Here is a 24,736-nt window from a genome sequence, read left to right on the forward strand (position 1 = left end):
ATGAAAAGATTTCCTTTTTTATTTTTACTTTTTTGTTCCTTATTTCTTTTTTCTCAGCAGAAATGGGATGTCAAATTTTATAATGAAGTCGTAAACCGTGAGATTGCGATTTTTGCGGATAACAACGAACCGATGCCGATTTCCGCACGGTTCGCCTTTAAATTAAGTAACCTGACTTCAACCCTTCCAAACGATGAAATTGTAGTGATACCGCCAAAAACAAAAAGATTTCCGATTGCGGAGCTTAAGGAAATAAAGCGCAATGCGGCAAACTCATTTTCCTACACCAACTCCTATAACTTTGGAAATGCACTGCAGGAGAGTTTTGATGAGGATTATATCTATTCTCTGCCTTTTGAAAGCGGAAAAACCCAGTCGGTCTATCAGGGTTATAACGGCAAGTTTTCGCACCAAAATGAATTTGCGCTCGATTTTGATTTGAAAGAAGGAAGTCCGGTCTTGGCGGCCCGCGAAGGAATTGCAGTTGAAGTTGTGGATTCCAATGACCGGAACTGCCCCGATATTTCCTGTGCAAAATACAATAACAAAGTCCTTGTCATGCACAGCGACGGGACTTTTGCGGATTATTCTCATTTAAAATACCACGGCGCAGTTGTGCGGAAAGGTGATAAAGTTGAAAAGGGCCAGCTCCTGGGTTACAGCGGAAGCACAGGGTTTGCCAGCGGTCCGCATCTGCATTTTGCGGTTTTTATAAATAGGATCGATGGCCGCAGAACATTCATTAAAACGAAATTCCGGACTTTGGAAGGTGAGGCCACGCTTTTGGAAGAAGGAAAAAGTTATACCCGAAATTATTAATAATGAAAAAAGGTACAGCTTCGGTTCTTTGTTATAATTAAATAAAAATCCTCCAAAATTTAAATGAGATATCTATACGTTTTATTGATCACACTTCCCTTCCTGAGCCGCGCGCAGAAGAATATTGACGTTACTTTCTATCACGAGAAAATCGGAAATGAAATGCAGATCTTCGCCGACAACCATACATTTGCACCGGTTTCTGCCGAATATACTTACGCCGCGGAAAATATGACTTCCTCGTTACTAAATAAAGCAATCATCATTATTCCGGCGAAAACTGATAAGTTTAAGATTTCTACCGTCGCCGTTGCCGACTCCAGGCTAAAATCTTCTTTTTCTTATGATGTTGGGTTTGTGTTGGGCGATATTACCGATCAGGATTTCGACGAAAACTATGTTTACAGTCTGCCGTTTGCAAAACAAAAAACCTATTTGATCTTTCAGGGTTATAACGGCAAATTCTCTCACCAAAAAGCGAATTCGATCGACTTCAGCTTAAAGGAAAATGACCAGGTCCTCGCGGCACGTGCAGGCAAAGTTGTTGAAGTTGAAAGCGGCCATTCTTCGCACTGCCCCACTATTGACTGTGCGCAGTTTAACAATAAAGTAATTATATTGCACAGCGACGGAACCATGGCAGAATACGTACATCTGAAAAAGAACGGTGTTGCTGTTCAACTGGGCGACCAGATTGCTGCAAACCAGTTCATCGCGTACAGTGGGAATACCGGTTTTACTAAAGGTCCTCACCTGCATTTCTCGGTTTTTAAAAATAATATAGATGGCAGCAGAACCTACTTTAAAACAAAATTCAGGACCTCAAAAAGTGGCGCTGCACTTTTAGAAGAAGGAAAAAGTTACACCAAGAATTATTAAAATATAATTTCATAAAACAATATAAAATGAAAAACATTGTCGTAATCGGTGCAGGCACCATGGGAAACGGAATTGCACATACTTTTGCACAAACAGGTTTCAAAGTTGATTTAGTTGATGTTTCGCAGCAAGCTTTAGATAAAGGACTTGCCACCATTACAAAAAATCTGGACCGTATTGTCGCCAAAGGAAATCTGACCGAAACACAAAAACAGGAAACACTCACAAAAATTTCCACTTTCACAAATCTTGCAGATTGTGCTGCAAATGCCGACCTGATTGTCGAAGCTGCTACTGAAAATCTGGATCTGAAACTGAAAATTTTCCGCCAGATGGACGAACTAGCGCCGGAAAACTGTATTCTGGCGACCAACACGTCTTCGATTTCAATTACCAAGATCGCTTCGGTAACCAACCGCCCGGAAAAAGTGATCGGCATGCATTTTATGAATCCTGTGCCGATCATGAAGCTTGTGGAGATCATTAAAGGCTACTCTACTTCACCCCAAACTTTCAGCGCAATATTTGACCTCAGTAAAACCTTGGGAAAAGTTCCGGTGGAAGTAAATGATTATCCGGGATTTGTAGCTAACCGGATCCTTATGCCGATGATCAATGAAGCCATAGAAACTTTATACAACGGCGTGGCCGGCGTGGAAGAGATCGACACGGTGATGAAACTGGGCATGGCCCACCCGATGGGACCTTTGCAACTCGCAGATTTTATAGGTCTGGATGTTTGCCTCGCTATTCTGAATGTGATGTACGAGGGTTTCAAAAATCCCAAGTACGCGCCTAATCCACTGCTTGTCAATATGGTAACGGCGGGGAAACTCGGTGCTAAATCCGGCGAAGGTTTCTACGATTATGCGGAAAATAAAAAAGCGGAAAAAGTGTCGAAAATGTTTCTGAAATAAAACCGGAATGGGCGCTGTTAGAGCTCGGAGCTCTAACAGCGCTTTTAAAATCAGTATCATGCGAAGAAGACTTCTCGAAAACCAAATCCGTGTTTTTCTGGTTTTTGCCACCTTGACCGCGACTGCCCTGCGCTTCCTTCTGAATGAAAAAGGGCGCACAAATCCAGATTCTATACGCTTCATGCGCTCGGCAAATGTTTTTCCGGTAATCGATAATACCGTCACACCTCTCGGTTATCCGCTCAGTTTAAAATTCTTCACCCTCTTTGGATTTGATGAATTCTGGGCGAGCAAAATCCTCGGGATTATGGCTTATCTGGTTCTCGTATGGTTCGCATGGAAAAAGAAATTTTATTTCAAAGAAATCATCCTGACCGGCGGTCTTTTCAGCTTTGTTTCGATCTTTTCTTACACCATGAGCGAAGCGCTGATCTTGCCTTTTGTATTTGTATTCCTGTTCGTTGGCAGGCAGATTATCATTGACCAACTGAAAGGCTTGCGGGCGTTTGTTCTACTTTCACTGGCGCTGATCATCCTCTACAACATCCGTTATCCCGCACTTTTCTTGATCGGTGGGGTTTTACTTTTTGGCCTGATAAATTTTAGAAAACATTATGGAAAAATCTTTATAACTTCAGCTTTCACCGCCCTGGTATATGTCGTACTTTATAAATTTCTTTTCATTGATTACTTTAATGAAAAGTATATCGACACCTTTTTGGAGATTGGGCTTCATCCCACTTCTCAACTGCTTACCGAACTCTTTCAGGGACTCACAACTACATTTAACCCGTTCGTGCATATTGCAGATCCGGGCGGTGGTCTGATCAACTATGCAATCTACGGCATCGGTCTGTTTAATATTTTGTTGATAGTCTACCTGTTTGTACAGCAGAAACTTTCGGAAACTGAATTCTTCCTCGTATTTATGGGTGTTTTTGGAATCCTATGTTCATTTTTCATTCAGTATTTCTATTCCGTAAACGCGATCGATTACAGACTGATGGCGCCATTTTCATTACCAATCTGGCTGGTTTACTTCAAGAAGATGTACAGAATTTTGGGAAAATTCACTTACGGCCTTACCATATTAAGTTTGCTTACCGGTTTAATTTTTACCTGGCTTTCCAGAGGAAATTATCTCGAAAACCGAAAAGTGATCACCACATTTTTAAGAGCGGAAAAATTAGATAAAGTTCCACTGAAATTTTATGTTGAAAGCGAGGAAGAACTCGACAAATTTAAAATCGCCGAACTCATCAGCACGGTAAATCCGCGGGTGAACATCACCTTTAAGCCAGCCGACACACTGCGTAAAAACACGCTCACAGCGTACAGAGTTTTGCGAAAAATAAAGATCGACAAGAATCAATTTCAATAATTTTTATTACTTTTGAGGAGTTAAATTAATTATTATGAAATTACCAAAGTTTTTATTAGCCGACAATTCAGATTTCCCTGAAGATCTCTTTGTAGTTCACACAGAGTACCCAAGATTCGTGTTGAATGTTGAGGAAGAAGAAGTGGAATGGTTTGATGATCTGGAAGGAGACGACGAGGAAACCATGGCCGATGAAGCGACGAAAGTTGTAGAAGCCGCCTTTAAATGGTGTGACGACGAACTCGCGAAATACGATGAAGAAGACGACGAAGACGAAGCCTAGATAAAAATCAAAAAAAGGAACTCAAATTTGGGTTCCTTTTTTTTATGATCTTTTTTAGTAATTTCTTATAATTTATTGAATTTCAGCAGCAGCAACTTACCTTTATACAGTTCCAAAGTATTTCCGGCTACCACATATTTATCGGTTTCGCTCAGCATTTTCAGAAAGTTGCTTTCAATATCCCGATTGTCACAGGCCATTTTTGTTGCACCCGCGTTTTTCACACTGAAATTTCCCGCAGTCGGATCCAGCGAAAGTTCGCCAAAATAATTATTGCAACCCGCGTTACCGGTAACTTTGCCGGCTTCTATATTTAATGTAGGCTTTTTACCTTTCACATTGTCGGCCAAAGTCCATTGCGTATCAGCAATATTGGGTTGTGAACTTCCAACCTTCGAGGTGTTGATTACCGAACAGGAAACGATAACTGCCAAAGCGAAAAAAGCCAAAAATATATTTTTCATTTTCAATTTATTTAGTCAAATGTAAGAAATAATCGCGACTTAAACCGGGCTGCATGCTCATGGTAATTTTACTTAAAGTCCGAGGGATTTTCTACTTCTTAAGATCTCAATTCCGCTGCAAATTCCTTTTGGAAGGTTTTTATTAATGAGTTCATCACTTCTGTGATGTCTTTTTCTTCCAAAGTTTTTTCCTCGTTCAGAAGGTCAAAGCTCAACGCGTACGATTTTTTTCCTTCCGGCAGGTTTTTGCCTTCATACACATCAAAAAGGTTGATGCTTTTCAAATATTTCGACGGATTCTTTTTTGCTGCTTTGTGAAGGTCGGCATACGAAATGTTTTTATCCAAAAGCAACGCGAGGTCTCTTCTTATTTTATTGAATTTTGGAATATCTGCAAACTTGAGGTTGCTTTCCTCACGCAATTTCTGGCAGTTTTCAACTTCGATTTCTGCATAATAACAGTCCTGATCTATGTCGGCATCTTTCAGTAATTCAGCAGAAACTTTTCCGAGCCTTGCCAGGGTTTTACCACGGGCGGTAATTTCCAGCGCATCGGAGAAACGCGGATCGTCCAGCGCTTTTTCTTCTGTATTTAGCTGGAGATTTTCCAGAAGTATTTTCACATATGATTTCAAATAGTAAAAATTCGTGGCTGATTTTGGTTCGAGCCAGTTTTCACCTACATTCCTGCCGGTAACCAAAATGGCAAGCTGCTTTCGCTCCTCATATTTATTTTTCGGCTGCTCCGGCGCTGGTTCTGCTACAGGTCTCCGGTGGTAGATCTTACCGAGTTCAAAAAATTTAATATCGGGATTTTTTCGTTTGATGTTGTAATCTGCATTCTCCAGAAGTCCTTCGAGCAAAGATTTTCTCATAAATGCCAGATCGTTACTCAGCGGATTCAGGAGTTTTACAGCGTTGGTTTCATCTTTAACTGAAGTCAGCGAATTGTTCATAACCTCATTGAAACCGTTGCTTTGCAAAGTTCTGGCCCAGGAATTTTCCAGCGCATCCTGATCATTAAAACTAAGCTTTACAGGACTGAAAGAAATTTTCTTTGGTGAATCGATTTTATTATAACCGTAAATCCGCAGGATCTCTTCTATTACATCTATTTCACGCGTCACATCGGCTCTGTAAGCAGGCACAGAAATTTCCAAACCGTTCTGGATCTCATTAAGTACCGTGATTTCCAGCGCTTTCAGGATTTCCTTTATTTTTTCGCGATGGATTTTCGTACCCAGGATCTGTTCCACTTTTGAAAAACGCAGGATCAGATAATGATCTTCAATTTTTACGGGGTAATTTTCCAGAATTTCGCCTTTCAGTTTTCCACCGGCGATTTCTTCAATCATTTTAATGGCGTGCGTAAGTGTTGTTCTGGTAATATTCGGATCTACTCCACGCTCGAAGCGGAAGGACGCATCTGTATTCAAACCGTGTGCTTTAGCTGCTTTGCGTATCGCGACCGGATTAAAGTAGGCACTTTCTAAAAAGATGGTTTGTGTACTTTCGGAAACACCGGAATGCGCACCGCCAAAAACACCTGCAAGACACATCGGTGTATTTTCGCCGTCTTTGATCATGATTTCGGTACCGTTCAGTGTTCTTTCAACACCATCGAGGGTTACAAATTTAGTCCCTTTTTCACTCAGACCGACTTTCACTTTTTTAGCTGCAATTTTATCTGCGTCGAAAGCGTGTAACGGCTGTCCAAGACCGTGCAGTATATAATTGCTGATATCTACGATATTATTGATCGGGCTCAGGCCAATGGCTTTCAACCGGTTTTTCAGCCAAAGCGGAGATTCGGCCACATTTACATTTTCTATCACTGCGCCCAGATATCTTGGGCAAAGTTCGGCATCTTCAATATCAAGCGTGAAATCTGAAACACCTTCCGCAGTGATGTTTTCTGGCGAAAGTTTGGTGAACTCCGACTTCATCTGATTGGTCGTGAGGTACGCATTCAGGTCGCGTGCTACACCGTAATGCGACATGGCATCGGTTCGGTTGGGTGTTAAACCAATTTCGAAAACCTGGTCATTGACAAGATCAAAATAATCTGCGAATTTTTTTCCTAATTCAAATTTACTCTCGTCAAGAATCATGATTCCACCGTGATCGTCGCTCAGGCCGAGTTCGTCTTCGGCGCAGATCATGCCCTGTGAAATCTCTCCACGAATTTTCGCTTCTTTTATTTCTAAAGGTTTGCCGTCTTTAAAATATAAAACGGTACCGACAACGGCTACAGGTACAGTTTGTCCTTCCGCTACATTTGGCGCGCCACAAACTATATGCAGCAAAGTGCCGCTCCCAATATCTACGGTAGTTTTCTTAAGTTTATCAGCGTTCGGATGCTGTTCGCAGGACATTACTTTTCCCACAAAAATCCCTTCAAGGCTGCCTTTTACCGATTCGAATTTTTCAATTCCTTCGACTTCCAAACCGATATCAGTAAGATATTCACCGGTTTTTTCCGTTTTTAGATCTGTTTGTATAAAGTCTTTCAGCCAGTTAGCGGAGATTTTCATTGGATTGACAGTTTGAGATATTATATTCAGCGGGCAGCCTTATACTGCAATTCTGAATGGTGCAAATATCGTGATTCCGAAGCTTAAAAAAAAATTGAGATCCAAATAATATGAATCTCAACCTTAATTTTGTGAATGTGCTCTACGGATAATTACATTCCTATGACCGGCATCGAAAGCATCAGAATATTCTCTTCTGCTTCCAAACCGTCTACAGGCTCAATAATTCCCGGTCTGTTCGGCTGCGACATTTTCATAGTGATATCATCTGAATTCAGCACAGAAAGCATTTCCGTTAAAAACCTGGAGCTAAAACCAATGTTGATGTCCTCGCCATTGTAATCGCACGGAATCTGCATGTCGGCTTTGTTTGCATATTCTGTATCTTCGGCATGAAGGTGAAGAATATTTCCCGAAAGTTTGAAGCGCACCTGATTGGTGGATTTGTTAGACATGATCGAAGCTCTTCGGATTGAACTCAAAAGCAAATTCCTGTTGATCGTCAGCACATTTGGATTTTCTTTTGGTATTACGGCGCTGTAATTGGGATATTTCCCATCGATAAGCCTACAGATCCAGATATTGTTTCCAAAAGTGAATTTCGCCATATTTTCATTAAACTCAATGATTACATCGTCGTTTGAATTGGCTAAAATATTTTTAAAGATTGCCAAAGGTTTTTTCGGCATGATGAATTCGATAGGTTCGGCATTGATCAAGTCCTTTCTTTTATAAACTACCAAACGGTGCGAATCTGTGGAGACAAAATTCGTTTCATCTTCTTTAAACTGAAACAGTACGCCTGTCATTACAGGGCGAAGTGAATCGTTGCTCGTAGCAAAAAGCGTATTGTTTAAAGCTTCGGCTAAAACTCCCGCAGAAATCTTAACACTTTGTGACGCGTCAAATTCGGGTAATTCCGGATAATCTTCTGCATTATCAAGTGCTACAGCGAAGTTGTCTTTCTCGTCCAGAATTTCCAGCAAACTGCCGTTTCCGTCTTCAGAGTCCTTAACCGACAGGGTCAAAGGCTGTTCGTTATAAGTTTTTACAAAATCCTGAAAAATCTTGGCAGGAACCGCAAACTTACCGGAATCGTCGGATTTTACATCGAGTGTTGTAACAAGAGTAGTCTCACCGTCGGAAGCAGTAATTTTCAGATGATTTTCCTGAAGTTCGAACAGATAGTTTTCCAGAATTGGTCTGGACTGTGAACTGGAGATCACACCACTTACGGTGTTTAAAGCTTTCTGTAATTCCCCGCTGGCAACAATAAATTTCATTTGATCGTTTTTATTTTCTTCTTTAAAGTTGATTCAGATCAGCCTTTAAAAAAATATTTTCACAAATATATGAATTTGACCTAAATGAAGGAAACAAACCTCTAAATTAAAAATGAAATCAAGTAAAAGTTATCAACATCAGTCAGTCTTTCCGGAACTCGCTGTTTTATTGCCCGAACCATCAATCGAAATGAGGATTGCAAAGTACAGCATGTGATAGTTTACATTTCCTTTTCGTGCAAATTCGCGCTGGAAATGATAGCCCGAAGCCACTGCCAGGTTTTCATCGAGCTGATATTTTAAACCGCCATAAATTACATTTCGCGCAAGCGATGGACTTCTGTTGGTAATAAAAAAAACTTCGTCGTACACATTTGCAGAAAGTGCGCCGCCTTTTACGGTTTCAGCAGTAAGAGGAACAGAAATGTTCAGGCGGTAACGCAAGCGGATCCTGTCGGAATATTTCTTGATCACAGGTTCATAAAACCAACTTTTTTCTGCGCGCAGGCGGTTTTCAAAAGTGTATTTTCCGCTTTTCAGCTCGATTGCGTCCTGAAGCCAGACCTGAAATTCCCGCTTATCAAAAAGCTCATTTTCATAATAGCCATTTTTGCCGAAACCGACTGAAAGTTTGTGGTATTCAGATAAATTATAGCCGCCACTTGCTTTCATTTCATAATAATCCGGAACGGAAAAATCCTCATACGCGCGAAGGTTACCTTCTGCATTAAGAAAAAAATTGGGATTAATTTTATACGTTACAGATATCGTGCTGTTACTGGAAAAATAGTCCTCCTGTGCAAAAGCTGCTGAATGAATTAAAATCAACAGTAAAATTAAACCTCGTTTTTTCATGCAGCTAAAATACAGAATTATGGAAATGATAATTTGCGCAACTGCTAGGTCAAAACATGACTTTTTCCAGGCAATCACCCTAAAAAAAAGATGTCACCTGCTTGGCGACATCCTGTTGTTTGTGATTAATAAACGTTATCTTTTTCTCATCAAATGTGTAATCAAATCATTCAGTAGTTTTCTCATGATTGTTACATATTTGTACTACAAAGATAAAAAAATATTTCGGCTCCAAACAAATTCCAGGCTAAGTTTTGTAAAACCTTTTCCTTAAAAAAATCCGTATTTTTGTATGTTCAATTTTACCTATGACTACAGATACAGATATCGATATAAAAAAAGAGATTTTCGTAAAAAACGCGCATCTGAACAACCTTAAACACATTGATGTGCTTCTGCCAAAGAACAGACTCATTGTGATTACCGGCGTTTCGGGCAGCGGGAAATCATCGCTGGCATTCGACACCATTTATGCAGAAGGTCAACGCCGTTATGTGGAAAGTTTAAGCTCCTACGCCAGGCAGTTTTTGGGAAAGCTGGAGAAACCCAAGGTTGATGATATTAAAGGTTTAGCGCCTTCAATTGCCATACAGCAAAAAGTAATTTCCAGCAACCCGCGCTCGACTGTGGGAACTTCAACGGAGATTTATGATTACCTGAAACTTCTTTTTGCACGCGTGGGCCGAACTTACTCGCCGGTTTCGGGAAAGGAGGTGAAAAAAGATTCGGTGACAGATGTAATAAATTTCATTAAAGAAAATGAAAACCAGACTTTTCTCCTCCGCAGTCCGCTTAAGTTTGATGTTTCGCAGTTTACGGAACAACTGAAAACGCTGAAAGTCCTGGGATTTACACGCCTGGAGGTGAACGGAAATGTCGCAGGCATCGAAGATCTGGAAAGTTTCGGTTTTGCGCCGGAAAAGGATATGGAAATCCATTTGGTCATCGACCGTTTTAAATATGAAGAAGACGACAGTTTTCTCCAGCGGCTCGCGGATTCTATTCAAATGGCTTTTTATGAAGGTCACGGCTATTGTTCCCTAAAAAATACGGACACCGGAACGATCACGGAATTTTCGAATAAATTTGAGCTCGACGGGATTGAGTTTATGGAACCCAATGTTCATTTCTTCAGTTTTAATAATCCGTACGGCGCCTGCCCCGAATGTGAAGGTTATGGCAAAGTCATCGGCATCGACGAAGACCTGGTCATCCCCAATAAAAATCTTTCGGTTTTCGAAGAAGCTGTGGCGAGCTGGAAAGGCGAGAGCATGAGCGAGTGGAAGAAAAACTTCATTAAAAAAGCCAAAGACTTCCCCATCCATAAACCTTACCATCAGTTGACCAAAGAGCAGAAAAACTATTTATGGAAAGGCGACGGCAGCAGAAGTTTCCCTTCGATCAACAGTTTCTTTAAAATGCTGGAGGAAAACCTGTATAAAATCCAGTACCGCGTAATGCTTTCCCGATACCGCGGAAAAACGCTGTGTCCCAGCTGTGAAGGTCTGCGCCTGCGCGAGGAAACCAGATGGGTGAAAATAGACGGACACAATATTCAGTCAGTAATCGAACTTCCGCTGGATGAATTTTTGCCCTTGATAAAATCGCTGAAACTCAACGAGCACGATGCCGAAATAGCCAGACGGCTCTTGTACGAAATCACAACGCGCCTGGAATTTTTGGAGAAAGTTGGTCTAGGTTATCTTACCATCAACAGAACCTCGAACACGCTTTCCGGTGGTGAAAGTCAGCGGATCAATCTGGCGACAAGTCTGGGAAGTTCGCTGGTTGGTTCTATTTATATTTTAGATGAACCCTCGATCGGACTGCACTCAAAAGATACCGAAAATCTGATTGAAGTTTTAAAAAACCTGCGCGATCTGGGCAACACTGTGATCGTGGTGGAACATGACGAAGATGTGATGAAAGCTGCAGATTATATCATCGATATCGGTCCGGAAGCCGGCTATTTGGGTGGCGAACTCGTTTTTGCCGGAAATTTCGAAGAACTTGAAAATGCAGATACTTTAACATCAAAATACCTGACCGGCCGTTTAGAAATTAAAGTGCCGGCCAAGCGGAGAAAACCCAAAGAATGGATTCATATCAAAGGTGCGCGGCAAAATAACCTGAAAAACATTGATGTTGATGTTCCGCTGGAATGTCTGGTGGTAATTTCGGGCGTTTCCGGCAGCGGCAAATCGACTTTAATGAAAGAAATTCTGACGAATGACATTCAGATCCAACTGGGAATGGGTGGAAAAAAAGGCGATTATGATTCCGTAGAATTCCCGAAAAAACTCGTTAAAAACATTGAATTGATCGACCAGAATCCGATCGGGAAATCCTCGCGCTCAAATCCCGTGACTTATTTAAAGGCTTACGATGATATCCGCGACCTTTTCTCGAAACAGAAATCTGCTGCTGTACAAGGGCTGAAACCAAAGCATTTTTCCTTTAATGTTGATGGCGGCCGCTGCGACGATTGTAAAGGCGAAGGCGTAATTACCGTTTCGATGCAGTTTATGGCCGATATTGAACTGGAATGTGAAACCTGCCATGGCACGCGTTTTAAAAATGAGATCCTGGAAGTGAAATATGATGAAAAGAACATCTCCGACGTTCTGCACATGACCGTAGACGAGGCGATCGAGTTTTTCAAAGAAAACAAACAGGAAAAAATTGTCACCAAACTGAAACCGCTGCAGGAAGTTGGTTTGGGTTATCTGCAACTCGGTCAGAGCTCTTCTACCCTTTCCGGTGGCGAAGCGCAGCGTGTGAAACTCGCGTCGTTTTTGGTAAAAGGTGTAACCACGGATAAAACTTTATTTATTTTCGATGAACCTTCGACAGGTCTGCATTTTCATGATATCAATAAGTTGCTGCAATCGCTTCAGGCCTTGATCGAACTTGGGCATTCGGTAGTTGTGATCGAACATCAGCCCGATATCATCAAGACTGCGGATTATATTATTGACATTGGTCCCGGAGCAGGAAAGCATGGTGGCGAAGTGGTTTTTGCCGGAACACCGGAAGATTTGATTAAAAATCAACAATCGCACACTGCGAAATATTTAACAGAGAAACTGTAGACGGGATCAGTCTAAATTATATGGAAGACGATCGTAAAACGAAGGTTTTGCGGTGAACATCAAAAAAGTTTTTAGAAATATTCAGTTAAAATTAAAGTCAGCTTTTTGGAGCTGACTTTTTGTTTGTATATTTTTCATTTTTAATAAATAAAACGAAAATTTTTCTTTTTTTTTCTAAGACCGTAGCAATATATTAATTAATTTAGTTTATTGAATATGTTATACTTTTTTTAGCAAAAGCCTTATTGTTTACAGATTTTACCGTGGCAAAACTACAAACGTATGATTGAAAAGATTCCAGTTGCAAAAGTTTGGGATCAACTGCACGCTTTTATTCTGCTGAACCAGCCCATGAAAAAGAAACCAAGCCAAATTATTGTCATTATATCTGAAAGATTTGTACATGTAAAATGGTCCGCGATTAAAATTCCGTAAAATGAAAAAACTGTTTATCCAATAAGTCTCGAACGCTACTCACTAACGAAAAGCAAGCATGAAAAACAGTAAAAAATTTATAGACCGGGATTTCATATTGGTAAAGAGCTCACCTATTCATGGTAAAGGTGTATTTGCGAAAAAAGCAATTCCCAAAGGAACGCGAATCATTGAATATATGGGTAAGCGAATCCTTAAGGAGGATTTACCCTCAGACCGTGAAAAAGGATTAACTTCTTTAGTATACGTGATGCGCTTAGATGATTTAACAGCTATTGACGGTGAACGGGAAGGAAATGATGCGCGATTTTTTAATCACAGCTGTATGCCCAATTGCGAAGTCTATTTTTTTGATCAAATACCTTACATCTATGCCATGGAAGACATCATTGAAGGAGCAGAACTTTTTTTCGACTATCAATTGGGCAGTTCATCGGAACAAATCCTAAGTCTCGCGGAGAAAATAAAACTGCATCCTTGCCACTGTGGCGCCGCTAACTGTAGAAAAACACTGATTCAATAATAAAAAAACAACACAATGAAAACGATCATTTTTAACCCCACGTTCTGCTTCAGTAAAAACAACTTTCTGTCTGCAGCTGCTCTTATCACTTTACAGGCAGTATGTGCAAATGTACAGGCACAGAACAAGGAACAGGCTACTGTAAAAACACCTAAGAAAGAATCTATGTATATTAAAATGAATCTTAAAAATGATTATTTAAAAATGGGATCCTTTCAGAAATGCAACTGCAATGAAAATCTACGCATTGAAGGGCTTTCAAAGAGAAATCCTGTTTTCCGCAATACCAAAGGCGAACTGTTTACACTCAATAGTTCGACCGGAGATATGATTTTTATAAAACCTGAAGTATGGTCTAAAAGCGAGTATTTCCAAAAACCAAAGAATTACGGTAAGGCAGAATCTTTCTCCTGGAAAACCAATAACTTCCGGCCAGAAATTAGGGTTCTCGGTCTTAATGACGACGGTGCTACAGTTATGCAAAATAGTAAAGGCGAGAAATTTTATTTAAATCCGGAAAATGGAGATATGATCATCGTGAAATAGTGGCTGCATACAATGTCTGCCAATTTGAGCCAGTAACTCCGCTTGTAAAGAGCGGATTTTTTTTGGGAGCGCTGTTAGAGCTTGGAGCTCTAACAGCGCTTTTGAAAAGAGGTTGAAAACAATTACCTTTGCCACTCGGCTTCATAGTTCAACGGATAGAACAAAAGTTTCCTAAACTTTAGATCCGGGTTCGATTCCCAGTGAAGCTACTACGGAAAGAGCCAGATAAAAAATAAAAAGAGCCAAGTGGAAACGCGGCTCTTTTTACTTGACTCTTTTTACCTGGCTCTTTTTACCTGGCTCTTTTCCCTTACTCTTTAACACTATTTCTTATCCACCGCAATTCTCTCTTTCCGATTCGCCAGTTCCCAGGCCGTGGCAAAAACCAGTTGTGCACGTTTCCTCAATGCTGCATAATCGATTTTATCCGATGTATCGGTGGGTTTGTGGTAATCCTCATGGATGCCGTCAAAATAAAAAATCACAGGAATGCCGTTTTTCGCAAAGTTGTAATGGTCTGAGCGGTAGTACAGGCGGTCTTTATCATTCGGATCATCGTATTTATAGTTCAGTTCCAGATTCACGGTCGCTTTGTTTGCGGCTTCGTTGATTTTCTTCAGCTCAGAGCTCAGCATTTCCGAGCCGATGGCGTATACATAATCTTTGCCGCAGTTGCCGGGATCGCATCTTCCGATCATGTCGATATTTAAATCGGCCACGGTATTAGCCAAAGGGAAAACCGGATTTTCAGCGTAATATTTCGAGCCCAATAGTCCGTGCTCTTCGCCTGTCACGTGTAGAAACAGAATAGAACGTTTCGGACCGTTGCCTGCTTTTTTTGCTTTTTGAAAAGCTTCTGCAATTTCCAGAAGCGCGACTGTTCCGCTGCCATCGTCGTCCGCACCGTTGTAAATGTCGCCGTTGCTCATGCCCACGTGGTCGTAATGCGCAGAAATCACAATTACTTCTTCCGGTTTTTGTGTTCCTTCGATAAAGGCTAAGATATTTTCCGATTCGGGCAGACTTCCTCTTCTTCCATTTAAAGCTTCTTTCGGCACGGTCTGATAATAATTCTTCATCGATTGCGGGTGCGAAACGCCCATCTTCTGATACTGCTCAATCAAATATCGCCCGGCTTTTTTCTGACCTTCACTTCCCGTATCGCGTCCTTCCATTTCGTCTGAAGCCACGATATACAGGTGTGTTTTCAACTCTTCAGAAGTAATCGATTCAAAGGATTTTTTAAAGGGTGAACCCGTATACGAAAGATTGGCGGCACAACTTTGTAAGAGTGCAAAAGCCAAGGGTAGGATCAGAAAATTTGTTTTTTTCATTTATTATTTTTTTTGAACTTTAAATATAGGAGTAATTCTTTTAGTACTCAAAACATTCTTTCCGGTTCAACTTATAGCAGCTAACTGGATGAAAATTTTGAGTTCTAAATTCTGCATGAATTTCTAGAATGTAAGTGATCAGTAAAAGATTTTTCGCTGGTTTCTTTATGGCAGACCTTCGACTTTCCCGGAAGTTTTTGTTTTTTTGGCGGCTTTTTCCGCCTTCCGTTCCCGCTTCCCGCGCCGCCTGCGGCGCGGGAGAGCTCCACTCAAGTCGGGCTGTTGATTAATTTGCGATTTTTAATCTTTTATTTTCGGTATAAATATTCGGTGGCTGTTAAAACCGGTAAACTGACATTTTTGAAATCCTTTTTATTTCTCGTGATGATGAGGTCCATTTCATTTTCAAGAGCAGTGTAATATTGAACAGCATCTTCAAAATCAGAAAAATCGGAAACCATCGCCAACTCAAGGATCTTTCCGTCCAGAGGAAGTATTTCCACAAGGATTTTAAATTTTGCCAAGACCTTTCTGGCTTCACCTTTTAAGTGCTTCTGCAGCAGGAAATGTGTATTGGCAATCGTCAAAGCGGAAACATATAGGGTTACCAGTTTTTTATCGGCCAGGGTAAACAGTTCCTGGGCACCTTCGAAAAAGCCCGGTCGTTTCTGAAGAAGATCCAAAACGATGTTTGTGTCCACGAACAGTTTTTCCATCAGGAGTATTTTTTATTCAGGTAGGCATAATATTCTTCTTCCGATTCGCCTCCACTTAGGGGTATTACGCCGGTCAAGCTCTGCACAAGTGGACTGACTTTTTTCGCGTTAGCTTCCTTCTTTATTAATGAATGTAAGTAACTTTCAATAAGTTTTGAAAGGCTTACCTCGTTCTCTCGCGCATATTCCTTCGCCTGTTCAATGATATTTTTATTGAGGTTTAAGGTCAGTTTTGTATTCATTTCACAATCTTTACGTGTAAAATTAACAATTTGATACGTAACCAACAAATATTATCGCATTCAATTTTAAATCCAACTTCACTTTTCCACCATTTTCAGCCGCGGCAAACCGATCTCATGCTCCTGCGGATACGGTTGTCTCCACGTCATACTCACATCTTCATTGATTTTTTTGTGAACTTCATACCGCATTTCTTTATCTTCAGCATAACGCGGGTCCGGGATGAAAGGCATTTTCGCCATTTTGAAAATCGTAATCGTAGGAAAATGAAAATCCACTTCCACCATTCCGGCTAGCAGATAGCATCCGCCACCCTGAAAGGGATATTTCTGTAAATTATCCGGGAAATGGGCAGTGTCGAAAAAATTGCCTTCCACATCGATCCAGGTACCGAAAAACATGGTGCCTTTTTTAGTCGGAACGTGCTTTCTCGAAATCAGATACGCCAACATTTTTACCTGTTGTTTATGGTATTTCGGCAGATCTTTCGCCATTATATTACCCCGAAATTTTGTCTGCAACAGATCAAACGGACTGCAGGAAACAGCAAATCCAAGGATTTCTATTTCATCAAAAGCATCTTCAAACCGGTTTCTTTTCAGGACCGGAAGTTCATATTCCTGCACTGGCGTTTCAAAAAAAGTGGGCAAACGATATTCCGGTTTAAAATGAACCATCAACAATCTTGCTTCAATCAGCAACTCATTTTTGGGTTTTCCCGTAAAGCGAAAAGCGCCCACAAAAATCAGAGTCTGCAGCGTTTCAATCCCCACCGGCACGCGTTTGATGAAATTTTCCAGAGAAGTATAACCGCCATTTTTTCTTCTTTCATCCGGAATGAAATTCGCGAGTCTGCTTTCCAGTTTTTCAATATGCATCAAACCCAAAAAAACATCTTCGCCATAAACGGTAGTTTCAAATAAACTCTTATTCACACAGGGATTATGAATTTTTCCACCGCCCATCCTGCATTCATGAACATACACCTCGGTGCGGTAAAAACCACCGCCGTTATTGATGGCGCACACCATAAACTCGATGGGATAATACACCTTTAAATATAAACTCTGGTAACTTTCTACAGCGTAAGAAGCAGAATGCGCCTTGCAGAAAGAATAGCCCGCGAAGGATTCGATCTGGCGGTAAACTTCCTTAGAAAGTTGTTCCGGATGACCTTTCCGCGCGCAGGATTCGAAGAAATTATCTTTTACTTCCTGAAGTTTTTTGATGGAGCGTGACTTGCCGCTCATCGCTCTTCGTAAAACATCGCCGTCGTCTGCCGAAACGCCCCCGAAATGCAGGGCAATTTTGATCACATCTTCCTGATAGACCATAATTCCGTAAGTTTCGCCAAGTTGCTCTTTAAAAACATCATGAAAATATTCAAACTGCGTCGGATTGTTGTGCCGGAAAATATATTCCCTCATCATCCCGCTCTGCGCCACACCGGGACGGATGATCGAGGAAGCCGCTACCAAAGTCGGATAATTTTCGCACTTCAGACGCCGGAGCAACCCGCGCATGGCCGGACTTTCAATATAAAAACAGCCGATGGTTTTGCCGATAGTTAAATAATCATTACAGTTTTTATCATTTTTAAAGAGCGCTGTTTGGTGGATATCAATGTCAACGCCCTGATTTTTTTTCACGAGTTTCAAAGTATCATTGATGGTTCCGAGGCCGCGCTGCGAGAGGATATCGAACTTTTCAAAGCCGATATCTTCGGCTACATTCATATCAAACTGCACGATGGGAAAACCTTTCGGTGGCATTTCCAAAGCGGTATAATTCGTGAGCGGTTCCTGGGAAATAATAATTCCGCAGGAATGCATGCTTCTTTGATTCGGGAATTTCTCGAGCAGCATGCCGTATTTCTGCACGAGTTTCACGACTTTATTGTCATCGTGAACTTCCATGGGATTTTTGGCCAGAACATCGAGTTCTTCTTTTGGCAGACCAAAAGCTTTGCCCACTTCGCGAAAGATCGAGCGGTATTTAAACTCGACATTGGTGCCGCAAAAAGCGACGTACTCTTTGCCGTATCTTTTGAAAATGTAAGTCAGGATCTCATCTCTTTCCTGCCAACTCCAGTCGATATCGAAATCCGGTGGATTGTTTCGGTTTTTGTTCAGGAAACGTTCAAAATAAAGATTGAGTTCGATAGGACAAATTTCTGTAATTCCGAGGCAATAACTCACAATGCTGTTGGCGCCACTGCCGCGACCGACATGCAGGAAACCGCGGCTGTTGCTGTATTTCACAATATCCAAAGTGATTAAAAAATAGCCGGCAAAATCCATTTCCTGAATGACTTTCAGTTCCTTTTCAATACGGTCGATAACGGTTTTTGTCGGTTCCGGATATCTCTTTTTTAAACCTTCATAAGCCAGCAATCTCAGCAGCGCATCATCATCGGCTTTATTTTCAGTAAAATAAATCTTGTTTTTCGGCGTGGTAAAATCAAAGTCAAAAGAACAGTGATCCAGAATAAACTGCGTGTTTCCCAGGATCTTCGGATATCTTTTAAATTTTTCTTTGATTTTTTCTAAAGGTTTAAAAGTTTCATTTACCCTGCAGAAATCGTTTTCAGCAAGTTTGGAGATCAAAGTATTCTGATCAATGGCTCTCAGAATTTTATGCAGGTTGAATTCTTTTTTTGTTTTAAAAGTAATCGGATGCAGCACGACTATCTTATCCAAAAACTTTTGCCACTCCGGCCGGATCAGCAGATTCAGTTCTTCCGCACGGATGCCGATGAATTCATTTTCCTTTAAAGTTTCCGGGATATTTTGAAGCGGATAAATCACAAAAACTTTTTCGAAATCCGGTGAAACCTGCGGCAGATCGGCTCCTTCGCAATTGTAGTTCGTCAGCAGGCGGTTGATTTCGGCGATTCCGGTTGCATCTTTTGCAATGGTAATATAAAGGAGTTGATTTTCCCGCCGGATTTCTACGCCAACGATGGGTTTGATGCCGGATCTTTCACATTCTTTTTTAAAATCATAAATCGCGGTAACGGTATTGATGTCTGTCAGAGCCAGTTCTTTCGCACCGGAATCCACGGCCTGCTTCACCAGTTCTTCAACCGATAAAGTGCCGTAACGCAGGCTGTGGTATGTGTGAGAGTTTAGAAACATTTTTTAGATGATAGACGGATAGACAAGAGATGAAGATTCAGAAGTTGTAAAAATGCATTTTTTGGTCTTTTGTCTTGAAACAAAAGAACCATCCGCCGCGGCGGACAAGACTGGAAATTCAGCTAAAATTTGAATTTAAATCCTAAAATTCCCCAAACTCGCGCGATACAAAATATAGCCTTTTAATAAGAATTATTGCGCGCTCAAACAGTGGGAATTTTTTAACGGGTTTTAATTCAATTTTCTTAACGCTTCCGTTTCCTAAAGTCAGAAAAAACTCTTCGTAATTAAAAATATCTCTCTGAAATTAAAAATTTCACATCCTTCTTAATTCTACAGTAGGGAAAATGAACTTACCGCTTTTTGGTATTTTTGAGCTTTAAAAAAAGGAAACTTTGGGATTTTGTGGTTAAAAATCAATTACTATTCCCCTACACTTATATTTAAATTGGGTAATTCTACCTGTAATTTTACTTTAGCTTTTAAAGCAGTAAAAACTTTTAATAAGGTATCTATTGTTGCATTATTGGCATTACTTTCCAGTCTGGATATTTGAGCTTTTTGTACGCCTATTAATTTCCCTAATTCTTCCTGGGTCAAATTCCTTTCAATTCGGGTTTCTTTTATCGCCTTACCAATTAGGTCCATTTTAAGTTCATACTCAAACAAGTCACGTTCCGGTGTACCAATCTCTCCTATTAATCGATCTTGTACTTGATTTAAAGTATAGATTTTCATTTTATTCTTATTTTTTAATTTGTTGTTCTGTAAAATATTTAGCTCTTGCATTAGTTGCTTTTTCAACTTCATTATCAGGAATTTTACTTCTCTTTTTTATAAATCCATGGGTTGCAATAACCAGGGTTTGCGTAGATGAAGTTTTATCCCAAAATGCCAGAAGCCGATATTGAAGACCCTGATAAAGCGTTCTAAATTCCCAAATTTCATCGGTTAATTTTTTGAAAAGTTCCGGATCCCGATTTACCTGAGATTTACGAATATTGTAAAGAATTTTTTCATAATGCTTTTTTTCCAGTCCACTTAAAAACTCAAACGCCTCATCCAAAAAAATAATTTCAAAAAGATTCTTCATTTATGAAATATTTAGTAAATCAAAGATAATTAAAGTTTCGTTATAATGAAACTTTATTTAATATCGTGTTCTATATTCTATTAATGAACCAGGGAAATTTTATACACTCAACACACCAATTCAAATCCCGAAGCTCTACCCACCGCATTTTTGCCAAAACGGTTTTTCATGCGGTCCATGGCCTGGTAAAGATTGATGAGCTGTTCGCTGTCTTCAAATAAATTCATTTGATAGGTACCGTGAACTAAGTTTGTAAACCTTAATCCTACCAAGCGCAGACGCATTCTTCGCGTATACAGTTTATCAAAAAGATCCAGGGCTACGCGGGCTAAAGTATGATCAATGGAGGTGTAGGAAACTTTTGCCTGTTTGGTTTCGGTATCGAAATTGGCATAACGTATTTTTAAAACTACGGTGGAAGTCAGCCATTTTTCCTGCCGCAGCTGGTACGCTAAAGATTCTGCCATACCCGAGATCAGCCGCCTGACTTCGAAAACATCCATGGTATCATCGGTAAAGGTGTGTTCGGTGCCCAAAGATTTTCTCTCCGAATACGGAACAACCGGAGTAAGATCGATGCCGTTGGCTTTTTTCCAGAGTTCGCCGCCGTTTTTACCAATCATCTGCTGCAAAACCAAAACCGGCATATCTGCCAAAGTCTGAATAGTTCTGATGCCGACACGCGAAAGAAGCTGAAAGGTCACATCGCCGACCATAGGAATTTTCCGTACCGATAAAGGATTCAGGAAACTTTTGGTATGTTGGGCGGGAATTTCAAATCTTCCCACAGGTTTTGATTCTCCTGTGCCTATTTTCGACACTGTTTTATTCGTCGATAAGGCAAAACTGATCGGCAATCCCGTATTTTTCGTTACTGAGTCAGCAATTTCTTTCGTCCACTGGTAACACCCAAAAAACTGGTCCATACCCGAGAGGTCCATATAAAATTCATCGATGCTGGCTTTTTCCAGAACAGGAACTTTTTCCTGAATGATTTCGGTGACTTCTTTTGAGAATTTTGAATAGCGTTCGTAATCGCCGCGAATTACTTTTGCTTCGGGACATAACCGCATCGCCATTTTAATCGGCATGGCAGAACGCACGCCGAAATACCGCGCTTCATAAGAACAGGACGCTACTACTCCACGGTCGCCACCACCGATGATGACGGGGATTCCGTTGAGTTTCGATTCCTGTAATCTTTCACAGGACACAAAAAAAGTATCCAGATCCATGTGTACAATTGCTCTTTCCATGGGAACAAAATTAGTATGATTTATATCAAATTTTTGTATATTTGTTGATATAATTTATAGCAATGTCAGTTTTATCAGATAACATGCGGTATTTGAGGGCGCAACAAAAATCCTCGCAACAGAAAGTCGCCGATGACCTTCTCATCACCCGCGGCCGGTATGCCAAATATGAAGACGGCGCCACAGAACCGCCCATTGAGATCCTTCTGCGGATCTCCAAGTATTACCGCGTAAGTATTGATTTACTCGTGGGAATGGATGTGCGTAAATACCCTTTAGAAAAAATGTTAAAACTGCCGGACAACCGAATAATACTGCCTATTATGGTTGATGAAAAAGGCGAAAACCAGATTGAAATCATTCCGGAAAAAGCCCAGATGGGTTATCTGCAGGGTTACAGCGATCCCGAATATATCGAGAAACTCCAGACCATCTCACTTCCTTTTCTGCGAAACGGGAAATTCCGCGCGTTTCCGGCAAGTGGAGATTCCATGCCGCCCTTTAAGGACGGAACTTTTATCGTGGGAAAATATGTGGAAAATGTAAATGAGCTGAAAAAAGGGAAAACCTATATCTTCATCACCCAAAATGAAGGCGTGGTGTACAAAAGATTTGAAAAGAAAACCACCAGAAATATTACGGTGAGTTCCGACAATCCACTGTATAAGCCTTATGATATTAAACTTTCGGAGCTGGTTGAAATCTGGGAATATGCATGCAGCATCAACACGGCAGAATTTGAAACCGAAACTTTGGATATGATGACGGTGAAGGACATGTTTCTAAGTTTGAAGAAGGAAATTGATTTGATCAAAGCGCAGTAAACCGCAAAACATTAACACAAAAAAAACTAGGATAAACCGGCAAATTTTTTCCTAAAATTATTCGGACTTTCCTGAGTGATTTTTTTAAAGTATTTCCCAAAATGCGACTTATCGGAAAAACCAAGTTCAAAAGAAATTTCCGTAACGGAAAGATCAGTATTCAGCAGCAGTCTTTCTGCCTCCAGAATCACACGGTTCTGAATATAATTTTCTGCCGAGATATCGAATTTTTCTTTAATTAAAGCATTCAGATAATTCGCGGAAATGGCCAATTTCTGGGAATAATCTGAAGTTCTTTTGAGTTCCTTAAAATGAATTTCAACCAGATTCTTAAAATCTTCGATATAAGAATTCTTCCGGTTGGTCTTGAAGCCGATATAATCCGGATTTTCGGTCTTCCGGATGTATTTCAACATAGACGCCTTTAATAACAAACAGATAATTTCCTGACCTAAAACTTCTGCACGCGTGAATTCCCTTTTAATATCCGCAATGCCTGCACGGAAATGGGCAAAGTCATTTTTGGAGAAGTCACGAAAAAAAGGCAAGTTCGAAAATGCGGTATCGTTCCGGATCTTTCGGTTGCCCGTATAAATCAAATTATAAAAAGAACGCGTAAAAAGCACCGCCTCTCCCCGGAAATTCTCAACCTCAGAAAAAGAAAAAACCTGTCCGTAATCGCCAAAAAAAACACGGCCCTTCTGCAGCGCATGTGCCTGATGATCAATGCGCAAAGTACCCGAACCGCTTTCTACCAAAAGCAATGTGTAAAATTTTGTTTTAAAGGAATTCTGGGCAGAAAACACCGAAACCAAATCTGAAACATTGAGCAGAAGAAATTCACCTTGAAAAGAAAAAGGATGTTTCAAAGAATCTATTGTAAGAGAATTAATACGGGAACGCGCCATTGAGGTCTGTTTTACATCTTTAACAAAGATAAAACAAACCAGATAAAACAAATAATTTCATCTAAATTCGGGGTAAGTCTTGTGACAAAAAACTAGTTCAGACAGATAAATTCATCCGATGTAAGCGAGGGTGGCAAGATCTCGGTTTCTACTTTTTTATCTACATAATCGGAATTCATAGCACGCAAAACTGCCATATAATTCATGCTGAAATCAATGGTATCACCCACTTCAAGATTCGCGGCATTTTCATTAAGATCAAGGATAAGCATATCGGAACTGGCCCCAATAATATCAATTCCCGGGAGCAGCGGCGCAATATCGCGCAAATCAATATCCAGTAATCCCACATCTACAATCGCCCGCAGCGAGGAACTTCCTCTGTCGTCTTCAGAATACACAGGCGTTTCTCCCGTAAGATTGGTACCCGCCAAACCGGACGGAATATTGGGTTTCTGCTGCATTTCGATGATTTCAGCAGTCAGCGTGAAAACATCGTGATACATGCCTGCCAACAAGGAATCTTTGTACACATTGGTTCCGAAGAAAAGCGTTTCGCCCACCCGGAAATGGTTGATACCGAGCGGAATTTCATTAGTGAAAATAAGCGGGATCGTTACCGATGAACCTCCCGAAATATACGGGATCTTCTTCCCGGAATGTTCTTCCACGATCTCTTTAAAACGGCTGAGTTTGTAGAGTTTTTTCTCATCGGGCAAAATTCCGTTCAGGCAGTTGAGATTCGTCCCAAGTCCCACCACATCAATATTTGGGAGTGCAAGAACCTCATCATAAAAAGTCATCAGGTTCCGCGCCATAATTCCTTCCCGCAGCTCACCCATCTCCACCATCAGCACCACGCGGTGAATTTTATTCTGTTTTACAGCTTCGGCAGAAAGCACCTCCAGGGTTGCCAGTTCTGTATTGAAACTGACGTCGGCAAATTTCACAATGCTTTTGGCCAGGCGCTTTGCCGGAGGTTTAATATAAATGGTCTGGGTTTTGGGCGATATTTTTTTAATAGTCTTCAAATTGCTAAGTCGCGAATCGCAGATCTCTTTGTCCGACAAATTCAGCAGAACCTCAAGAAATTTTTCGTTTCCACAGAGCAGTTTAGCCACAATTGCCCACTCGATATGGTTCTGTTCGAAAACCTGATCGAGTACTTTAAAGTTGTGCCTCAGCTTTGTGGCATGTAAAGTAATGTATGACAT

Annotated in this window: 23 protein-coding genes and 1 tRNA gene; 11 read left to right on the top strand and 13 right to left on the bottom strand. The window is 40.7% G+C overall.

The window, feature by feature from the left end; genetic code table 11:
* The 5 genes from H562_RS0113995 to H562_RS0114015 all read left to right on the top strand — a co-directional run bounded on the left by H562_RS0113995 (position 1) and on the right by H562_RS0114015 (position 4,279).
* The gene (locus H562_RS0113995; RefSeq protein WP_027378068.1) at positions 1–819 is read left to right on the top strand and encodes a M23 family metallopeptidase; all 819 of its coding nucleotides are present in this window, start codon (positions 1–3) and stop codon (positions 817–819) included.
* Positions 820–882: 63 nt separating this feature from the next.
* Positions 883–1,698 (top strand): M23 family metallopeptidase, encoded by an 816-nt coding sequence (locus H562_RS0114000; RefSeq protein ID WP_027378069.1) that lies wholly within the window; start codon positions 883–885, stop codon positions 1,696–1,698.
* 26 nt (positions 1,699–1,724) lie between these two features.
* Positions 1,725–2,615, top strand: a complete 891-nt coding sequence (locus H562_RS0114005; protein ID WP_027378070.1) for a 3-hydroxybutyryl-CoA dehydrogenase — start codon at positions 1,725–1,727, stop codon at positions 2,613–2,615.
* A gap of 58 nt (positions 2,616–2,673) precedes the next feature.
* Positions 2,674–3,996, top strand: coding sequence for a hypothetical protein (locus H562_RS0114010; RefSeq protein ID WP_027378071.1), 1,323 nt, complete (start codon positions 2,674–2,676; stop codon positions 3,994–3,996).
* A gap of 34 nt (positions 3,997–4,030) precedes the next feature.
* Positions 4,031–4,279, top strand: coding sequence for a hypothetical protein (locus H562_RS0114015; RefSeq protein WP_027378072.1), 249 nt, complete (start codon positions 4,031–4,033; stop codon positions 4,277–4,279).
* A gap of 65 nt (positions 4,280–4,344) precedes the next feature.
* Here H562_RS0114015 and H562_RS0114020 read toward each other — a convergent pair whose 3' ends face one another.
* The 4 genes from H562_RS0114020 to H562_RS0114035 all read right to left on the bottom strand — a co-directional run bounded on the left by H562_RS0114020 (position 4,345) and on the right by H562_RS0114035 (position 9,415).
* Positions 4,345–4,743 (bottom strand): META domain-containing protein, encoded by a 399-nt coding sequence (locus H562_RS0114020; protein WP_027378073.1) that lies wholly within the window; start codon positions 4,741–4,743, stop codon positions 4,345–4,347.
* Between the two features lie 98 nt (positions 4,744–4,841).
* Positions 4,842–7,277, bottom strand: coding sequence for a phenylalanine--tRNA ligase subunit beta (gene pheT / locus H562_RS0114025; RefSeq protein WP_027378074.1), 2,436 nt, complete (start codon positions 7,275–7,277; stop codon positions 4,842–4,844).
* A 152-nt stretch (positions 7,278–7,429) separates the two neighbouring features.
* Positions 7,430–8,560, bottom strand: coding sequence for a DNA polymerase III subunit beta (dnaN, locus tag H562_RS0114030; protein ID WP_027378075.1), 1,131 nt, complete (start codon positions 8,558–8,560; stop codon positions 7,430–7,432).
* A 138-nt stretch (positions 8,561–8,698) separates the two neighbouring features.
* Entirely contained in the window at positions 8,699–9,415 is a 717-nt protein-coding gene (locus tag H562_RS0114035) for a DUF2490 domain-containing protein (protein WP_027378076.1), read from the bottom strand.
* Between the two features lie 308 nt (positions 9,416–9,723).
* Here H562_RS0114035 and uvrA point away from each other — a divergent pair, with 308 nt between their 5' ends.
* The 5 genes from uvrA (at position 9,724) to H562_RS0114065 (ending at position 14,220) form a co-directional block, all read left to right on the top strand.
* Positions 9,724–12,507, top strand: coding sequence for an excinuclease ABC subunit UvrA (uvrA, locus tag H562_RS0114045; protein WP_027378078.1), 2,784 nt, complete (start codon positions 9,724–9,726; stop codon positions 12,505–12,507).
* Positions 12,508–12,789: 282 nt separating this feature from the next.
* On the top strand, positions 12,790–12,942 hold the full coding sequence (locus tag H562_RS15665) for a hypothetical protein (protein ID WP_156832016.1): 153 nt from the start codon (positions 12,790–12,792) through the stop codon (positions 12,940–12,942).
* Between the two features lie 58 nt (positions 12,943–13,000).
* Complete coding sequence (locus H562_RS15250) at positions 13,001–13,465, top strand: SET domain-containing protein (RefSeq protein WP_051190524.1); 465 nt, start codon at positions 13,001–13,003, stop codon at positions 13,463–13,465.
* A gap of 15 nt (positions 13,466–13,480) precedes the next feature.
* The gene (locus H562_RS0114060) at positions 13,481–14,011 is read left to right on the top strand and encodes a hypothetical protein (protein ID WP_027378079.1); all 531 of its coding nucleotides are present in this window, start codon (positions 13,481–13,483) and stop codon (positions 14,009–14,011) included.
* Positions 14,012–14,148: 137 nt separating this feature from the next.
* Positions 14,149–14,220, top strand: a tRNA-Arg gene (locus H562_RS0114065).
* Between the two features lie 114 nt (positions 14,221–14,334).
* Here H562_RS0114065 and H562_RS0114070 read toward each other — a convergent pair.
* The 7 genes from H562_RS0114070 to dinB form a co-directional block, all read right to left on the bottom strand.
* Complete coding sequence (locus H562_RS0114070) at positions 14,335–15,345, bottom strand: M28 family metallopeptidase (RefSeq protein WP_027378080.1); 1,011 nt, start codon at positions 15,343–15,345, stop codon at positions 14,335–14,337.
* A gap of 308 nt (positions 15,346–15,653) precedes the next feature.
* Entirely contained in the window at positions 15,654–16,061 is a 408-nt protein-coding gene (locus H562_RS0114075) for a type II toxin-antitoxin system VapC family toxin (RefSeq protein WP_027378081.1), read from the bottom strand.
* Entirely contained in the window at positions 16,061–16,303 is a 243-nt protein-coding gene (locus H562_RS0114080; protein ID WP_027378082.1) for a DUF6364 family protein, read from the bottom strand. The genes H562_RS0114075 and H562_RS0114080 overlap by 1 nt, the downstream gene beginning before the upstream one ends.
* A 78-nt stretch (positions 16,304–16,381) precedes the next feature.
* Positions 16,382–19,441 carry a DNA polymerase III subunit alpha gene (locus H562_RS0114085; RefSeq protein WP_027378083.1) on the bottom strand — a complete coding sequence of 1,020 codons (3,060 nt, stop codon included), beginning with the start codon at positions 19,439–19,441 and terminating at the stop codon, positions 16,382–16,384.
* 423 nt (positions 19,442–19,864) lie between these two features.
* Positions 19,865–20,179 carry a helix-turn-helix domain-containing protein gene (locus H562_RS0114090; RefSeq protein ID WP_027378084.1) on the bottom strand — a complete coding sequence of 105 codons (315 nt, stop codon included), beginning with the start codon at positions 20,177–20,179 and terminating at the stop codon, positions 19,865–19,867.
* 7 nt (positions 20,180–20,186) lie between these two features.
* Positions 20,187–20,534 carry a type II toxin-antitoxin system RelE/ParE family toxin gene (locus tag H562_RS0114095; protein ID WP_027378085.1) on the bottom strand — a complete coding sequence of 116 codons (348 nt, stop codon included), beginning with the start codon at positions 20,532–20,534 and terminating at the stop codon, positions 20,187–20,189.
* Positions 20,535–20,641: 107 nt separating this feature from the next.
* Entirely contained in the window at positions 20,642–21,790 is a 1,149-nt protein-coding gene (dinB, locus tag H562_RS0114100; RefSeq protein WP_027378086.1) for a DNA polymerase IV, read from the bottom strand.
* 62 nt (positions 21,791–21,852) lie between these two features.
* On the opposite strand from dinB, the gene H562_RS0114105 reads away from it, so the two are divergent.
* Positions 21,853–22,614, top strand: coding sequence for an XRE family transcriptional regulator (locus H562_RS0114105; RefSeq protein WP_027378087.1), 762 nt, complete (start codon positions 21,853–21,855; stop codon positions 22,612–22,614).
* A 26-nt stretch (positions 22,615–22,640) separates the two neighbouring features.
* On the opposite strand, the gene H562_RS15455 is transcribed toward H562_RS0114105, so the two are convergent.
* On the bottom strand, positions 22,641–23,522 hold the full coding sequence (locus tag H562_RS15455; RefSeq protein ID WP_156832017.1) for an AraC family transcriptional regulator: 882 nt from the start codon (positions 23,520–23,522) through the stop codon (positions 22,641–22,643).
* A 92-nt stretch (positions 23,523–23,614) separates the two neighbouring features.
* Complete coding sequence (locus H562_RS0114115) at positions 23,615–24,736, bottom strand: alanine racemase (RefSeq protein ID WP_027378088.1); 1,122 nt, start codon at positions 24,734–24,736, stop codon at positions 23,615–23,617.

It is taken from the genome of Kaistella palustris DSM 21579 (genome assembly GCF_000422265.1).
Classification (GTDB): Bacteria; Bacteroidota; Bacteroidia; order Flavobacteriales; family Weeksellaceae; genus Kaistella; species Kaistella palustris.

What these genes read in the sequence shown, in the direction of transcription:
- H562_RS0114020 (WP_027378073.1), bottom strand. Translation starts at nt 4,743, where the DNA reads ATGAAAAATATATTTTTGGCTTTTTTCGCTTTGGCAGTTATCGTTTCC.
- dinB (WP_027378086.1), bottom strand. Translation starts at nt 21,790, where the DNA reads ATGGAAAGAGCAATTGTACACATGGATCTGGATACTTTTTTTGTGTCC.
- H562_RS0114010 (WP_027378071.1), top strand. Translation starts at nt 2,674, where the DNA reads ATGCGAAGAAGACTTCTCGAAAACCAAATCCGTGTTTTTCTGGTTTTT.
- H562_RS0114035 (WP_027378076.1), bottom strand. Translation starts at nt 9,415, where the DNA reads ATGAAAAAACGAGGTTTAATTTTACTGTTGATTTTAATTCATTCAGCA.
- dnaN (WP_027378075.1), bottom strand. Translation starts at nt 8,560, where the DNA reads ATGAAATTTATTGTTGCCAGCGGGGAATTACAGAAAGCTTTAAACACC.
- H562_RS15665 (WP_156832016.1), top strand. Translation starts at nt 12,790, where the DNA reads ATGATTGAAAAGATTCCAGTTGCAAAAGTTTGGGATCAACTGCACGCT.
- H562_RS0113995 (WP_027378068.1), top strand. Translation starts at nt 1, where the DNA reads ATGAAAAGATTTCCTTTTTTATTTTTACTTTTTTGTTCCTTATTTCTT.
- H562_RS0114000 (WP_027378069.1), top strand. Translation starts at nt 883, where the DNA reads ATGAGATATCTATACGTTTTATTGATCACACTTCCCTTCCTGAGCCGC.
- H562_RS0114005 (WP_027378070.1), top strand. Translation starts at nt 1,725, where the DNA reads ATGAAAAACATTGTCGTAATCGGTGCAGGCACCATGGGAAACGGAATT.
- H562_RS0114090 (WP_027378084.1), bottom strand. Translation starts at nt 20,179, where the DNA reads ATGAAAATCTATACTTTAAATCAAGTACAAGATCGATTAATAGGAGAG.
- H562_RS0114075 (WP_027378081.1), bottom strand. Translation starts at nt 16,061, where the DNA reads ATGGAAAAACTGTTCGTGGACACAAACATCGTTTTGGATCTTCTTCAG.
- uvrA (WP_027378078.1), top strand. Translation starts at nt 9,724, where the DNA reads ATGACTACAGATACAGATATCGATATAAAAAAAGAGATTTTCGTAAAA.
- H562_RS0114085 (WP_027378083.1), bottom strand. Translation starts at nt 19,441, where the DNA reads ATGTTTCTAAACTCTCACACATACCACAGCCTGCGTTACGGCACTTTA.
- H562_RS0114070 (WP_027378080.1), bottom strand. Translation starts at nt 15,345, where the DNA reads ATGAAAAAAACAAATTTTCTGATCCTACCCTTGGCTTTTGCACTCTTA.
- H562_RS0114105 (WP_027378087.1), top strand. Translation starts at nt 21,853, where the DNA reads ATGTCAGTTTTATCAGATAACATGCGGTATTTGAGGGCGCAACAAAAA.
- H562_RS0114015 (WP_027378072.1), top strand. Translation starts at nt 4,031, where the DNA reads ATGAAATTACCAAAGTTTTTATTAGCCGACAATTCAGATTTCCCTGAA.
- pheT (WP_027378074.1), bottom strand. Translation starts at nt 7,277, where the DNA reads ATGAAAATCTCCGCTAACTGGCTGAAAGACTTTATACAAACAGATCTA.
- H562_RS15455 (WP_156832017.1), bottom strand. Translation starts at nt 23,522, where the DNA reads ATGGCGCGTTCCCGTATTAATTCTCTTACAATAGATTCTTTGAAACAT.
- H562_RS0114115 (WP_027378088.1), bottom strand. Translation starts at nt 24,736, where the DNA reads ATGTCATACATTACTTTACATGCCACAAAGCTGAGGCACAACTTTAAA.
- H562_RS0114080 (WP_027378082.1), bottom strand. Translation starts at nt 16,303, where the DNA reads ATGAATACAAAACTGACCTTAAACCTCAATAAAAATATCATTGAACAG.
- H562_RS0114060 (WP_027378079.1), top strand. Translation starts at nt 13,481, where the DNA reads ATGAAAACGATCATTTTTAACCCCACGTTCTGCTTCAGTAAAAACAAC.
- H562_RS15250 (WP_051190524.1), top strand. Translation starts at nt 13,001, where the DNA reads ATGAAAAACAGTAAAAAATTTATAGACCGGGATTTCATATTGGTAAAG.
- H562_RS0114095 (WP_027378085.1), bottom strand. Translation starts at nt 20,534, where the DNA reads ATGAAGAATCTTTTTGAAATTATTTTTTTGGATGAGGCGTTTGAGTTT.